General features: G+C 50.0%; 8 protein-coding genes, 2 tRNA genes and 2 rRNA genes (1 of these 12 only partly in view). 11 read left to right on the forward strand and 1 reads right to left on the reverse strand.

What is annotated here, in order from left to right; genetic code table 11:
* The first annotated feature begins 104 nt into the window (after positions 1-104).
* Together CYPRO_RS05175 and CYPRO_RS05180 are read left to right on the forward strand one after the other, a co-directional pair.
* Positions 105-632 carry a hypothetical protein gene (locus CYPRO_RS05175; protein WP_114983597.1) on the forward strand — a complete coding sequence of 176 codons (528 nt, stop codon included), beginning with the start codon at positions 105-107 and terminating at the stop codon, positions 630-632.
* A gap of 34 nt (positions 633-666) precedes the next feature.
* The gene (locus CYPRO_RS05180; RefSeq protein ID WP_164682562.1) at positions 667-1038 is read left to right on the forward strand and encodes a hypothetical protein; all 372 of its coding nucleotides are present in this window, start codon (positions 667-669) and stop codon (positions 1036-1038) included.
* Positions 1039-1118: 80 nt separating this feature from the next.
* Here CYPRO_RS05180 and CYPRO_RS05185 read toward each other — a convergent pair whose 3' ends face one another.
* On the reverse strand, positions 1119-2681 hold the full coding sequence (locus CYPRO_RS05185; RefSeq protein ID WP_114983599.1) for a DUF4301 family protein: 1563 nt from the start codon (positions 2679-2681) through the stop codon (positions 1119-1121).
* Positions 2682-2917: 236 nt separating this feature from the next.
* Here CYPRO_RS05185 and CYPRO_RS05190 point away from each other — a divergent pair, with 236 nt between their 5' ends.
* From CYPRO_RS05190 to CYPRO_RS05235, 9 genes are all read left to right on the forward strand, one after another.
* Positions 2918-3262, forward strand: a complete 345-nt coding sequence (locus CYPRO_RS05190; protein ID WP_114983600.1) for an STAS domain-containing protein — start codon at positions 2918-2920, stop codon at positions 3260-3262.
* Between the two features lie 25 nt (positions 3263-3287).
* Positions 3288-4469, forward strand: a complete 1182-nt coding sequence (locus tag CYPRO_RS05195; RefSeq protein ID WP_114983601.1) for a PP2C family protein-serine/threonine phosphatase — start codon at positions 3288-3290, stop codon at positions 4467-4469.
* A 96-nt stretch (positions 4470-4565) separates the two neighbouring features.
* Positions 4566-5879 carry a wax ester/triacylglycerol synthase family O-acyltransferase gene (locus tag CYPRO_RS05200; protein ID WP_124245532.1) on the forward strand — a complete coding sequence of 438 codons (1314 nt, stop codon included), beginning with the start codon at positions 4566-4568 and terminating at the stop codon, positions 5877-5879.
* 276 nt (positions 5880-6155) lie between these two features.
* Positions 6156-10178, forward strand: coding sequence for a T9SS type A sorting domain-containing protein (locus CYPRO_RS05205; protein ID WP_114983603.1), 4023 nt, complete (start codon positions 6156-6158; stop codon positions 10176-10178).
* Positions 10179-10714: 536 nt separating this feature from the next.
* On the forward strand, positions 10715-11848 hold the full coding sequence (locus tag CYPRO_RS05210) for a metal-dependent hydrolase (RefSeq protein ID WP_114983604.1): 1134 nt from the start codon (positions 10715-10717) through the stop codon (positions 11846-11848).
* Positions 11849-12410: 562 nt separating this feature from the next.
* Positions 12411-13952: ribosomal RNA gene (locus tag CYPRO_RS05215) — 16S ribosomal RNA — on the forward strand.
* Positions 13953-14067: 115 nt separating this feature from the next.
* A tRNA-Ile gene (locus CYPRO_RS05220) sits at positions 14068-14141 on the forward strand.
* A 54-nt stretch (positions 14142-14195) separates the two neighbouring features.
* Positions 14196-14269 (forward strand) — tRNA-Ala (locus CYPRO_RS05225).
* Positions 14270-14772: 503 nt separating this feature from the next.
* A 23S ribosomal RNA gene (locus CYPRO_RS05235) occupies positions 14773-14868 on the forward strand (it continues 2802 nt past the right edge of the window).
* The 16S and 23S rRNA genes sit together here with 2 tRNA genes alongside, the layout of an rRNA operon.

A 14868-nucleotide genomic window follows, 5' to 3' on the forward strand; every position in this document is an offset into this window, starting at 1 on the left:
AATACCTGCCGGTTAGTGATATGGGTATGTAGCCGGGTCCCGAATTCAGGGCATTGCAGGCTGTGTTTTCCAGGATGATCAGGAGTTTTTAACAGCGTATTTTAATGTCAGACTCAAAAAAGAAATTTGATGCTTTTCGCTTACGATTAAATGATTCGGATAGTCGTGAGAAATCTGTGGATGACGCGCTCAAAATTCTGGAATCAACCTACTTTACGAGTGATGACGCACAAGCAGAGTTAGAAAAATCCCGCAAAAATCCTGACAAGCACTTCAAAAACATCAGCAAAAAAATCGAAGCGCAAAAGAGCAAAGGTCAGGACAGGGAAGAAGTGCTTGATGAAGTGCTGTTTTTACTTGAAAATGCGCGGCTTAACTCAGATGATGCACAGCGTGTGAAGCGCAAAAGGCGGACTTTTCACGCATGGCTGCTCATTATTCTTGGGATAGTATTTATCGGAGCCGCAGCAACTATGATTGTATTTGACCCACCGCTTTGGCTTAAAGGGCCTACCCTATACTACTTTAACCCTTACGATGGAATTACCCAAAGTGATGTAATTGCTGTGCTTATGATTGGCTTGGGTACTTTTTTTATGCTTCTTGCTTTCAGAGAGCTTCGGTTTAAATAAAGGTCTTATGAAAGGAAAATGGCTTTTAACAGGTATGGTTCAGCTGCTCTTTTTTTGTGTACATGTTGAGGCACAGTCCCTTTGCTGGCAGGTAAACGGAAGCATTATAGTGGCGCAGGATGACAATCAAACAGCGCTTGGGCATGTCGTTAACCGTTTCCGTCTGAATTCGGTATTTAACAGCAGCGGCACGTATGGAAGCAGGTTTAGACCGGATGCGATATGGAACAGCAATGGTAGATTCGGAAATCGTTTTTCAGCTTATTCGGCTATGAATCCAAACGCTACCAAGCCGCCCAAGCTCGTGAAAAACGAACGTATCATCGGGTATCTCACCAAAAACAGCAGATTACGTAACGCAGTCGATCCTGATGTGCTTCGTGCTACTTGTGAGAAGGTACTTTGACATTAAAAGCCCGCCATCAATTTGTGAATGGGGCGGGCTTCAGTAGTTAATAAACGCAGCGCACTATTCCATCAGCGCAATTAGCCCTGATGGGCCGGTCGCAGCAGGTCGTTCACGGTTTTAACCGGATTAAAAGTGCTGATCGGTACTTCCACAAAAACCGTGATCCATGATGCCATTGCCCCGTTCCAAAGTCCGGGGCGTTCGAGTGCCTTCAGTGCGCGCCCGTCATAGGATTTTGACGCAATGAAAGCAGTCTCAGGATCGGTAAAACGGTCAAGCTCAAACGCGGTGCCATCTGCAGCGGTCAGGCTGCAAACAAGGTCAACGGGATTAAAGTGCGTAGCCTGCTGCACGATTTGCTGCTGTTCAGGCTCATTCATGTCCATTTGTGAAGACTCTACGATTTGCAGTTTGTTAGGCATGGATGGCTTATCAATCCAAAAAGGACCACCACCGGGTTCGCCCTCATTTTTCACCATGCCGCAAACCCGTATCGGACGATTTAACAGTTCGAGCAGGGCCGAGCGCTTTTCTTCCGCAGTTAAAGCGTCAAATTCGTCAGGCAGGGAAATATTTAGGCGCTGCTCGCAAAGGGCAGCTGTGGCCTGCAGCACGTCTTCATCGGCACTGTTCCGGAGACGGTCCGTGGCAGTCAACACGTCCTCCCGGAGGTTGATAAGCAAGCCTCCCAAAACTTTCTTCCACAGAATGGTATCGTCCTTCAAAGAATCCGGCACAACGTTATCAATATTTTTGATGAATACGACATCGGCTTCCAGCTTATCCAGGTTTTCAATAAGTGCACCATGACCTCCGGGCCTGAACAGCATGTTGCCCTCTTTATCAAGGAAGGGCTCGTTGTTCTCATCAACAGCCAATGTATCGGTTGAGGGCTGCTGATTGGAAAGTTCAACTTCAAACGTGAACCCATCAGATGAGAAACGCTTCTTAATTGTTTCCGCTACATGTGATATATCGGCTTCAAACTCAGGAGAAACAGTAAAGTGCAGGTGCGCTCTTTTTTCCGCATCTGCGGCATAAAGCGCGGCTTCCGAGAAGTGCTCTTCCAGAGACGTGCTAACCTTACCGCTTTGCCCATCCCGATGAAATTCGATCAGTGCCTTTGGTTTATTAGAATAACCCAGGCCGGGTGTTCCGAGTGTAAATGAAATAAAAGGCTTATAAGTACTGGAGGCAAGATGCTCGTCAGGATCGAGTCCTTCAGCTTTCATGCTCTTGTAAAGGGAATCGCGGAAAGCGAAGTGCCCGAGATTTTCAATGAAGGTTTTAGCAAACCGGCAGTGTTCATCATCTTTTTCCAGAACCTCCTGTGAGATTTCTTCATAGGTATTCACCATATATTCGAGGCTTTTAAACATTCGTGAAGCCGCACCTGAAGCAGGAACAAATTTCATAATTTTCAGGCTTCCGGAGCGAATACTTTGTTCATAAAGATTCCGGTACTTCTGCTGTGTATCCGCATCAATCTGCAGGATGCCGTCCCCGGCCGTAGCCGCCCGTGCGAGTTTAAGTGGCGGGATGCCGTTTTTGAAAAGCGCAAGCTGACGCTCGGCTTCCGTAAGAGGTATCCCTTTTTTTTCGATCTGGGATTTCATTTCTGCACTTAGAACAAGGCTCATGTGAAAAGGTAGTTTTGATGAAAAATTGCGGTTAACAGGGTAAAGTACGCACTGGCGGGCTTATTTGCTGATAATTCAGGTATGGTAGTTACGGTTTAAATGATTAATTTAAACTGATTATATGGCTATAACCTGACACATCATCCGGTGACTTTATGGAGGCTGGGATTCAGGTTTGGATTGCACATAACACAGCAAATGCCGTATCGCAGGATACCTCTTAGCGTTTTTACAGTATGAATTATACATCGAAGACCCATCAAAATAAGAAAATCGTCTTTATTCGGCCTGATTATAAAGAAGGTACTGAAAGAGAAGCCGCTCCGCTCATTAAGTCCATAAACGCCGCATTGGCTGAAGAAAATCCGGAAGTTATTATTATCAACCTTAAAACGATAACTTTTATGGATAGTAACTTTCTGGGCGGCCTTGTTAAAGGGCTAAAAGCAACGCTTAAAGCCGGGTCCGAACTACTTCTCACAGATTTACAGCCACCCGTGAAATCGATGTTTGAGCTTACCAAGCTTCACAATATATTTCAGGTTCATGCTACTGAGCAGAGTGCTCTCGGGTCTCTGTGAAAATTAGACGTTGCTGCAGCCTCCAATGACTGATACCATAAATCCGCCTGATACTGAAACCAAGAAGAAGGTGCTACTTGTTGATGACGAAGTAGCTATGCAAAAGCTTTTTGGCTTCGCCTTGCGCAAAGGCGGATTTGAGGTACTTTCTGCTTCTAATGGGAATGAAGCGCTGGAGGTGCTCAGTGAAACCATTCCGGATGCCATCGTTTGTGATATTATGATGCCCGAGCTGGATGGATTTGGGCTGCGAAATATCCTTAAAATGAGCCCGGAGCTCTATGAAATTCCGTTTCTGTTTTTGAGCGCCTTCAACACGGAAGAAAATATTATCAAAGGCATCGACCTCGATGCAGACGATTTTATCTCTAAAACCGACGGCAGTAATGTAGTAGTATCCAAGCTCAAAAACGTAATTCGCAAACGTGAACACATCCGGAGCAAACTTGTCGGTGAAATGCAGGCGGCTTCACATGCAACAGGAGTACTGCTTGACGCTCCGGATCCCCCTGAAGTACCGGGTTATACCATTGACCATTTTCATCAGTCGCATGAAGGCATACCCGGAGGCGATTTTATTGATTATACCGATATCAATGAAAATCTGCTTTGCGTACTCGGGGATGTAATGGGTAAGCGATGGAAGGCATGGGTTTTCGCACATGCGTATGCTGCGTACGTCCGATCATCACTGCGGGTCATGACATCAGGTGATGATACAGAAAATGCAGGTCCGGCAGCCATATTAAACCGCCTTAACCGGGTACTTTTTCGCGACGATCAGGTCAACGAATCAACCCTCGCCCTCACACTCGTGATGCTTGAGCCGGAAAAAGGCATTGTGCGGGTAAGCAATGTAATGCAGTATCCGCTGCTTCACTGTCATGCGGCTGATGGCACCGTTACAGAAGTGCAGCCCAAATCGACTACAGTACTTGGCATCCGGCCCAATGCTGAATTCGATGAATTAAGTGTTAATCTGGCGCCGGGAGACGTTATTGTAGCTTTTACCGATGGCCTTTCTGAATTATTTATGTCAGAAGATCAGGCTAAAGGATTCCGCATGGTTAAAGAATGTCTGGAAGAACTTTTTGCCGAACGGGAACTAAGCGCATCGCTTATTGTCGAAGAACTGCTCAAAAAAGCAGGAGTCAAGCTGATGCGTGACGATGCCACACTGCTTTTTATCAGGCGTGATACCGTTTAGCCGGCGTCTTCGGGATTCTTGCGAGGCCGTGAGCATAAAACCGGATTGTTGTATGTACCTGCTCTGAATGGAGCGCTTAACCCATTAATTTGATTCGTGGCCCAATCATCAGCTCAAATACTCAGAGCCGAAGTGCTTTCCGGCGCAGACTCAGCCTGGCTTCGTATGGAGCAGCCACAAAATCAGATGGTTATAACGGGTATGCTCAAACTTGGCCACAGCCCGGACTGGAAAGTTTTTGAGGAGGTCATTCGGAAAAGGCTGCTGATTTTCGACCGCTTCAGGCAGCGTGTCCTAAACCCGGATACCATCCCGATTTGGGTGCCGGATCATCATTTCGAGCTTAGCTATCACATTCGCCAGGTTGATTTAAGTGACAGACCGCACCAACCGGCTATTCAGGAGTATGTTGAGGAAATGCTAAGCAATCCGCTTGATTTTAGCCGGCCACTCTGGGAATTACATCTGCTGGAAACGCGGGATCAAACTACATTAGTGGCAAAACTGCATCACTGTATCGCGGATGGTATCGCTTTGGTACGCATCCTGCTTTCCCTTACAACTGTATCGGCCGATGGCGCTTACTTTGATCCTATTCGTGAATACAAACCCGTACGACGAACCGGCAAACAGCATGCCGGTCTGTTTTCGACTGCGGGTGAAGGTATCAAAAGGATCATCAAAGCACTTTATAAGTTTGTAAGTATGCCAGCGGATACAGCTACGCATGTTAAAGGCGAACTTCAGACCATAAAGACAGCGGCTTGGTCAGCACCAGTACCACTTGCAGATGTAAAAGCACTTGCAGCAAAATACAAAACCACCATTAATGATATCCTGCTATGGCTCGCATGCGGCGCATTGCGTCGTTATCTCACTACAACGGGTGAAAAGCCGGAGGGCGCGTCATCTTTTCGTGTCAGTATTCCGGTAAATTTGCGGTACGGTGATGATACGGTAATGACCGGAAATCAATTTGGACTCGTATTTCTTGAGCTGCCTGTTGGGGTTGAAAACAGTCAGGAAAGGCTGCGTCTCGTACAGCAGCGTATGAATGAAATTAAAGCTTCGGGCGAGGCTTGGGTCGCGTACGGTGTTTTAAGCCTTCTGGGTAAGATGCCGCTTGTAGTGGAACAATTCGTGGTGAAATTCCTGAGCAGTAAATGCTCTGCTGTAGTAACAAATGTGCCCGGCCCCAGAAGACCTCTTTTTCTCGCCGGTGCAAAGATTGAAGACATCATGTTCTGGGTGCCAAAGTCAGGTATGCTCGGGGTGGGAATAAGCCTGATCAGTTACAATGGCGGGGTTAGAATCGGTATCGCTTCTGATGCCGGTCGTGTACCCGAACCGGATCTTATTACCCGCTATTTTGTAGAGCTTTTTGATTCAGAAACTGCAAATAAAACTTAGCGGGTACTGTTGGCGAAACAGCTTATTTACGCAAGCTGTGACAAGGTAGCGGGATGTACGCCTCAGGTTGTTACCGAATGAGCAGTAAAATGCAGTTCTTCGCAAGATGGTACTATGTTATGGGGTGTGATACATATAAAATGTTATAAACTATGTTCGGAATTTGAGTATATTGCCAGAATAATGTAAGCGCTTTCATTTAGCGCTTGCGTTCTAATCCATCGCCTAAAATACTTCATTCAAGGGCGGTTAATGTGAACAATTAGATTCGATGTCATGAAAAAAGCAGTACAAATCCTGATAGCTGCCTTTTTTCTGCTAAGCATGGGGTTGGGTGCCATACAGGCTCAGTCTATGCAGTTTAATGTTGAGTTCAGCAATCAATCCCCGCAACCGGGAGAAGAAGTTGAAATAACTTTTATAGCAGAAAATGCGGTAGACTTATTCTACTACGGCCTTGAAATCGGTTATGATCCTTCAAGAACTGATTATACCGGGATTGAACCCGGCACGCTCATGGGTAATAATCCCCTAAGCATTGCAGACAATCTCAACGATACTACCATTGGCGCAAGCGTAGTGCGTACAAGCGGCACAGGTGAAGGAAACGGTGCGGTTGTCACCTTCCGGTTTACCATCGACGAAAATGCCGGCGAAGGCCCACTTAATTTTGCAATCCTAAATCCGGATGTACGGAATGGGGACGGAAATCCCATATCGGTTACTGTTCCGAACGGTTTTGTGCTAAACGTTCAACCGCTTGCGGAAGAAACAAGAACAGTGATTTTTAAGGTCGATATGAGTGTTCAGCGTCAAAACGGAAATTTTAATCCGGGCTTAACTGACGTTGTTTATACGCGCGGTGCTTTCAACGGCTGGAGCCTCGATACCCCTATGACACTGGTAGAAGATGACATCTACGAGGCGGTTGTAGAAATCGCAGGTCCGCAGGGGCAGTCCGAAGAATATAAATTCTTTATTGAAGCCGGTGACGGCCGCGATTTGCCCGACGGTGGATGGGAAACTTTTGATGGCGATCGCACTTTTGACCTGGGTGAGCCCGGTATAGTTCAGGTTTTGGATAAAGTTTTTTTCAGCAATGAGCTCCCGGAAGAACAGCCTGATCTGCGGCCCGTTGTATTCCGTGTTAATCTTCAATACTACATAGATCCCGAAGTTGATCTTTTTAACCCGAGCTTCATGGATGTTTATGTGCGGGGCACATTCAACAACTTCGACCTGACTGATCAGATGGAGGTTATTGATGATGCTGTATATGAGCTAACCGTAATGGTGCCGGGTAATGAAGGGGATTCACCCGAGTTCAAATTCTTCGTTTTTGTTCCGGAAGAGTTCTCTGAATTTGAGTTCCCCAATGGCGGATGGGAGCTCCTGAATGACGATCCCGAGCTTAACCGCACTTTTGAACTTGGTCCCGCTAACCAGACACAAGATCTGGGCATGTTCTTCTTCAACGATATGATGCCCCCTGAGCCGGAGCCCTTCCGTCCCGTTGAGTTCTTCGTGGATATGAGTGTACAGCAGCAGCTTGGCAACTTTCAGCCGCAGGCTGGTGATCAGGTTTTTGTACGCGGCTCCTTCAACGATACCCAATTTGGCGAGTTGATACCCATGTTCGAGACCAGCAACCAAGTCTTCTCGGGTACAGTCGATATTTTTGGACAGGAAGACGAAGAAATTCTGTACAAATTCTTTGTCCAAGCCGGAGATGATCGTGAGTTGCCGAATGGCGGTTGGGAAATCGGTGATGACCGAAGCTTCCTTCTGGGTGAAGCCTTTGAACCGCAGGTGCTACCCGTTGTATTTTTCAATGATGAAGATGAGTTTCCCGAGCCGGATCCGGTGCGCCCCGTTACTTTTTCGGTGGATATGAATGTTCAGATTGCCCTTGGCAACTTCACACCGGATAGCGAAGATGTTGTTGCAGTTGCCGGCTCCTTTAATGACTGGAGTGCTGTTGCGCTGAGCGAATCGGATACGCCGGGTATTTATTCCATTGCCCTTGATGTAGCCGGAGAAGAGGGTGAAATGGCAGCCTATAAATTCGTGCTGAATGATATTTTCGAGCTTGACGGACTCCCTGAGCGGAATTTTGAGCTGGGTCCCGCCGGGCAGGCGCAGTTCCTGGATGTTGTATTCTTCAATGATGAAGATGAGTTTCCCGAGCCGGATCCTGTGCGTCCTGTTACCTTCTCGGTAGATATGAGCGTGCAAAAAGAACTCGAGCTATTCGATACGAGCTTGGGCGATGAAGTAAATGTGCGCGGAAATATCAACGGTACCAGCTTCATGGAAAATTTTACTATGAACGCGGCAGGCGATGGTATTTTTGAGGTTAGCATTGATGTGGAAGGTGATGCGGGACTTGATATTGAATACAAGTTTTACGTAGAGGCCGGTGAAGGCCGCGAGTTTCCCAACGGTGGCTGGGAAATTATTGATGGCGACCCGGATCTGAACCGCAGCTTTACCCTTGGCCAGGCTGATGAGCCACAGGTGCTTGATACTTTCTTCTTTAACAATGACGAAGGCGAGGTTATCCCCGAGCCGGAAGTCCGAAACGTGACCTTTCTCGTGGATATGAGTGTGCAGCAGGCCTCTGGTTTTTATCAGCCTGAGACGGGTGACTCCGTTTGGGTTGGCGCAACCTTCAATGACTTCCAGCCCGTGAACCACTTGACCTTAGTCGCCGATGGCGTTTACTCCGTCGGCATTGATGTGGAAGGCGACGAAGGCAGCCCCGTAGCGTATAAGTTTTTCATCACTGCCGGAGATGAGCGTGAGCTCCCGTTTGACGGATTCGAACAACTCGGTGACGACCCGACGCAGAACCGCGTATTAGAGCTGGGACCGGCTGACGTTCCAATGGTTCTTGATACGGTATTTTTTAGTGATGATGAAGGGGAAGTCGTCCCGGAGCCCGAAGTACGCAACGTTACTTTCTTCGTGAACATGAGCGTGCAGCAGGCAAGTGGCTTTTACCAGCCTGAAGCCGGTGATCAGGTTTGGGTAGGCGCTGATTTCAACGAATTCCAGCCGGTGAATGAAATGTTCCTGGTTGATACGATGACTGGCGTCTATGCAGTTGGCATTGACCTTGAAGGCGATGCCGGAAGCCCGGTGGAGTACAAGTTTTTCATCACTCCCGGTGATGACCGCGAGCTTCCGTTCGACGGGTTCGAGCAGCTTGGTGATGACCCTTCGGAAAATCGCGTATTTGAACTCGGCCCTGCTGATGAGCCGCAGCTGCTGGATGAGGTATTCTTTGGCAATGAAGAGCCTGTTGAGCCCGAAATAGTCATTGTATGGCCCGGTGACACCAATAACGACGGTGTTGTAAATGAGGAAGATGTCCTTCCGCTTGGACTTTACTGGAATTTGACGGGTCCGGCGCGTGAAAACGCAAGTACGGAATGGACAGCTCAGCCAGCCCTTGCATGGGAGCCTGTTGAGTCCACATTTGCCGATACCGACGGTTCCGGTCTTGTAAATCAAACCGATTTGCTCGCTATCGGTCTCAACTTTGGCAACACGCACGGAGATGCTGCAACCGAATCCGGGCCGATTGCCGAAGAAATCTTTCCAGCCCTGCAGCCCGGTGACCGGATCCTGATCACCCTTAATGCAGCTGCTGAAACAGCTATTCAGGGGCTCTCCTACGCATTTGGTGTTGAGGGTGCAGCCGCTGATAGTTACGATGTAAGCAGTTACACCATCGGAAGCTGGGGTGAAGTATGGGAAGCCACAAACCGCCTCCTTGAGTTTGATACAATCCGTGACGGGTTGGTTGCCGGTGCACGCGTACACCGGGGGCAGACACAGGCGCAGCCTGCAACCGGTCTGTTCAGCATTGAAATCGATATTTTGCAGCCAATTGCTGCCGGATCCGCTTTCTTCGTGCAGCGTGTCGCGTATGTAAGCGAAGCAAGTGCCATTGAAAGCTTTGAAACACTCGTGCTTGATGTTGAAATCCAGACCGGATCGTCAGCCACGGATGGCACCGAGTTGCCGCAGTTCACGCAGCTGCATCAAAACTACCCGAACCCGTTTAACCCCACCACCAATATCACCTTTGATCTCAGTGCTCCGGCAACTGTTACAATAGATGTGGTGAATATTTTGGGGCAGCGGGTAGCTGTTCTCGCCAATCAGGAAGACCTGAGTGCGGGCAGCCACGTGCGCGTGTTCGATGCCGGACGTCTCAACAGCGGTGTCTATCTCGTTCGCATGACGACCGGCTCAGAAAGCTTCACCCGCAAAATGATGCTGGTGAAATAAGTGTAGCCAAAAGTTTGGCAGCAATGGGATCATCCCTATGCTGAAAGTAAAAAAAGCCCGGAAAGCATGTCTTTTCGGGCTTTTTTTCGGTGTGATGTACAGCAAAAAAGGCAGTAGGAGTCAATCGAAGTTTGGCATAGAACTCTGATTCAAAAACAAAGGTCTCCCGCTTCATTATCGGACAGGGTTGTTTAGCGAAGGGGCCTCCGCTTTGAGCGTGTGTAGTATTTTTTTTCGATGATGATGGCTGACATAAGCCACGGAATAAAAAAGCAAGGGGTTTATCTTTGATTTGGGGACTCCTGAGCTGTCACGAAAGACCGTGATGTTCACGGAGTTTCCCCCAAAAAAACGCGTGAACCTGAAATAAACCCATTTTTGGATAGGGCACAGCATTGAGCTTTTCTCAGCTGTAGGTTGGGATGCTCCGGGCCTGCCACTTTTCGGGTGGAACAATGGGCACATCCGGACTGTTACGCACGCAACGCTATGGCACGCATAAAGCTGCCTGTCTTTAACTGAAGTCAAAAACAAGAATGGATCCTCTCGCACACACGCTTTTCGGTGCCTCTATGGCTGAAGCCGGTTTGAAGCGTAAAACCGCGCTTGCCACGACGACCCTTATAATCGGCGCAAATATTCCTGATGTTGATGCGGTTGCGATGTTCGTGAGCGCCGATTACGCACTGTTGGTGCGCCGGGGCTGGACACATGGCATTCTCGCCCTCCTGTTCTGGCCGTTTCTCCTTACCGCTTTTATGCTGTGGGCCGATCACCTGCTTCAAAAATGGCGGGTCCGGAAGGGAAAACAGCGAAGCGGTCCGCCGATGCACAAAGGCTGGCTGCTGGGAGTTGCCTTTCTCGGGGTTTGGAGTCATCCGCTGCTTGATTGGCTGAACACCTATGGCATTCGCCTGCTGATGCCGTTTGACGGCACCTGGTTTTATGGCGACACGCTATTTATCATTGATCCGTGGTTTTGGCTGCTCACAGGTGCCGGGGTTGTACTGGCCCGTTCGGAATCCCGGCTTGGACTTGCGGGATGGATTGTCCTCGGGACGGCCCTCACAGCGCTGATTACGACGGCTGAAATTGTACCTTTGACGGCAAAAATTTTGTGGGGTGTAGGTGTGGCGCTCATCATTGGGATGCGATGGTCGGGGCTGTATCGCAGGCATACGCAAAAAATTGCGGCTGTTTTGCTGACTGGCGCCATCCTGTACACGGCCCTGATGTATGCCGGTGCCCGCCTCACTACGCACCATGCCCGTGCAGCCCTGCAGGCTCAGGGAACAGAAGTCACCGCCGTGATGGCCAACCCGATTCCGGCCCTTGTGACCCAACGCACAGGCGTTGCTGCGTCAGAGACACACTATTACATGTTCTTTATTAACTGGCTGCGCCCCGAGACCTTCACCCTGCAGCGCGACCCCGTTCCAATCATTGCCCCTGACGAAATTGCGCAGGTCGCTCTGCAATCTCCGGATGTACGCGGCCTGCTCAACTGGATTCGCTTTCCGCACTACGAAACCCGCCGTACCCCCAACGGCTGGCAGGTGTACATACGCGACCTCCGCTTCGTGCAACCGGATCAGGTGGAAGATATCGGAATTGGGATGGCGGTAATTGACCTTGACGAAAACCTTGAAGTCATACAGGTTGTACCGTAACTGAGAAAAAGGCTCAATCCTTATTGAAGCGTGCTAGTATCTCAAATTACGTTTACAGTACCTGAACCGCGCTGTCCATTCTGCGAACCGTTGTCCAAAGCTCCCAACCCTCTGTCTTCTGTCTTCTGTCTTCTGTCCCCGGTCTGCCGTCCGCCGTCCGCTGTCCAGAACTTATCCCTGTCTCATTGGTTCAAAAAAGCTATTGCGTTGGGTTGATATTGGGTTGTATATTTAAGGCCGCCCAGCGCTCACGGGTTTTGACAGCGGCCACAAATTTTGGCCCTTTCAAAATTAAGTGTTGACACGGGCTACAAGATTCCGTATCATTGGAATCTGCAACAAAAACGAAGTTCGGCAGCTCGCTGCCACCACCGTTTTCAGGTTGCACCGTTCTTTTTCTTAGTGAACAATTAGACAGAAGATCGCATAGCGAAGCCTTAGAAGTCGATTCCGGAGTTAGGATGTTCGGTTTTACCGGATGTCCGCTCTAAAGATATATGATAGGAAGCAAAGGCAAACAATGCGTTGTTTTTAGTTAGGATGCTTAATTGCATAACAATTTACAACGGAGAGTTTGATCCTGGCTCAGGACGAACGCTGGCGGCGGGCTTAACACATGCAAGTCGCAGGGGATTCAGGGGGCTTGCCCCCTGATGAGACTGGCGCACGGGTGCGTAACACGTAAGCAATCTGCCTACAGGAGGGGGATAACCCGGCGAAAGCCGGGCTAATACCGCATAATGCAGCGGGGCCGCATGGCCACAGTTGTTAAAGCCCTTCGGGGTGCCTGTAGATGAGCTTGCGGTGCATTAGGTAGTTGGTGAGGTAACGGCTCACCAAGCCTGTGATGCATAGGGGTTCTGAGAGGATGGTCCCCCACACTGGAACTGAGACACGGTCCAGACTCCTACGGGAGGCAGCAGTGAGGAATATTGCGCAATGGGCGAAAGCCTGACGCAGCCACGCCGCGTGCCGGAAGAAGGTCCTTTGGATTGTAAACGGCTTTTACCAGGGAAGAACCGGCTGGTTTCGACCGGCCCTGACGGTACCTGGTGAATAAGCACCGGCTAACTCCGTGCCAGCAGCCGCGGTAATACGGAGGGTGCAAGCGTTGTCCGGAATCATTGGGTGTAAAGGGTGCGCAGGCGGGCTTTTAAGTCTGGGGTGAAATCTTGCCGCTTAACGGTAAAATGGCCCTGGATACTGGAAGTCTTGAGTGTGACAGAGGTTGGCGGAATTCGTAGTGTAGCGGTGAAATGCACAGATATTACGAAGAACACCAGTGGCGTAGGCGGCCAACCGGGTCACAACTGACGCTCAGGCACGAGAGCGTGGGTAGCGAACAGGATTAGATACCCTGGTAGTCCACGCCGTAAACGATGTATACTAGGTGTTGGTCCTTTTAGGATCAGTGCTGCAGCTAACGCATTAAGTATACCACCTGGGGAGTACGTCGGCAACGATGAAACTCAAAGGAATTGACGGGGGCCCGCACAAGCGGTGGAGCATGTGGCTTAATTCGATGCAACGCGAAGAACCTTACCTGGGCTAAATTTGTGGTTAGGGATCCGAAAGGTGACCGACCGGCTTGCCGGCGCCACAGAAGGTGCTGCATGGCTGTCGTCAGCTCGTGCCGTGAGGTGTTGGGTTAAGTCCCGCAACGAGCGCAACCCCTATGGTTAGTTACCAGCACGTAAAGGTGGGGACTCTGGCCAGACTGCCTACGCAAGTAGTGAGGAAGGTGGGGACGACGTCAAGTCATCATGGCCCTTACGTCCAGGGCTGCACACGTGCTACAATGGTTGGTACAGAGGGTAGCGACCCCGCGAGGGGCAGCCAATCCTTAAAGCCAATCCCAGTTCGGATTGGAGTCTGCAACCCGACTCCATGAAGTTGGAATCGCTAGTAATCGCGTATCAGCAACGACGCGGTGAATACGTTCCCGGGCCTTGTACACACCGCCCGTCAAGCGATGGAAGTGGGGAGTACCTGACGCCGCCGCGCTAACCCTTCGGGGAGGCTGGTGTCCAGGGTAAGCCTCATAACTGGCGCTAAGTCGTAACAAGGTAGCCGTACCGGAAGGTGCGGCTGGATCACCTCCTTTTTAAGGAGCATGTTTGCCCGGCTTTTGAGGTAGCTGTGCGATCTTCTGAGTAATTGCCTGAACCAACCCCGTGCGGGCCGCAGGCCGGCAAGGGTGACGGGGCTTAAAGCGCAGCGGGCTTGTAGCTCAGGTGGTTAGAGCGCACGCCTGATAAGCGTGAGGTCGGAGGTTCAACTCCTCCCAAGCCCACTACCACCAGCGCCGGCAGGTGCAAAGCAACACCGGCAGGTGCAAAATCCTAAAGGGGCTATAGCTCAGCTGGCTAGAGCGCCTGCCTTGCAAGCAGGAGGTCACCGGTTCGACTCCGGTTAGCTCCACAAAACGGAGGACAGAAGACAGAAGACGGAAGTCAGAGGTCAGAAGCCAATAACTAAAAGCCAACAGCCAAATGCTGATGTTTGCTGTCGGGTGCAATTACCGAGGAAAAGTCTGATTGTTTGATTAACAGATTCCGCGTTGGACGCGAGTCCGGGTTCGATTCCCGGGGCGGAAACACAGCCGGCAGGCTGGCTGCGGTGGTATCTTTCGGGATGCGTGCCGGGTGCAGCTGCAGGCACTGTTCTTTGACGTATTGAGGTTTGAAAGAAAGAAGTAAAGTAAGTAAGTACAAGCACGTTGCGCGTGTATGCGCTGCAGGATCGCCTTGGCGGTTGTGCAGGGAAGTGGACGCGCGACGAAGTGTGTGGGTCAGCCCATTAGGGACTGATCACACCTTGATGACGGATTTGGTGGCCGCGGGCCGGAAGCTGCGATTTTGGTGCGAAGCGCCGGGGTTGTAGCGGGTGAAAGCTGGAGACAGTGGAAGCGGACAGCAAATTCTACAGAAGGAATCAAGGGCACACGGTGGATGCCTAGGCATGGGGAGGCGATGAAGGACGTGTAAAGCTGCGATAAGCCGCGGGGAGCTGCATAAAAG

This window comes from Cyclonatronum proteinivorum (assembly GCF_003353065.1).
GTDB lineage: Bacteria > Bacteroidota > Rhodothermia > Balneolales > Cyclonatronaceae > Cyclonatronum > Cyclonatronum proteinivorum.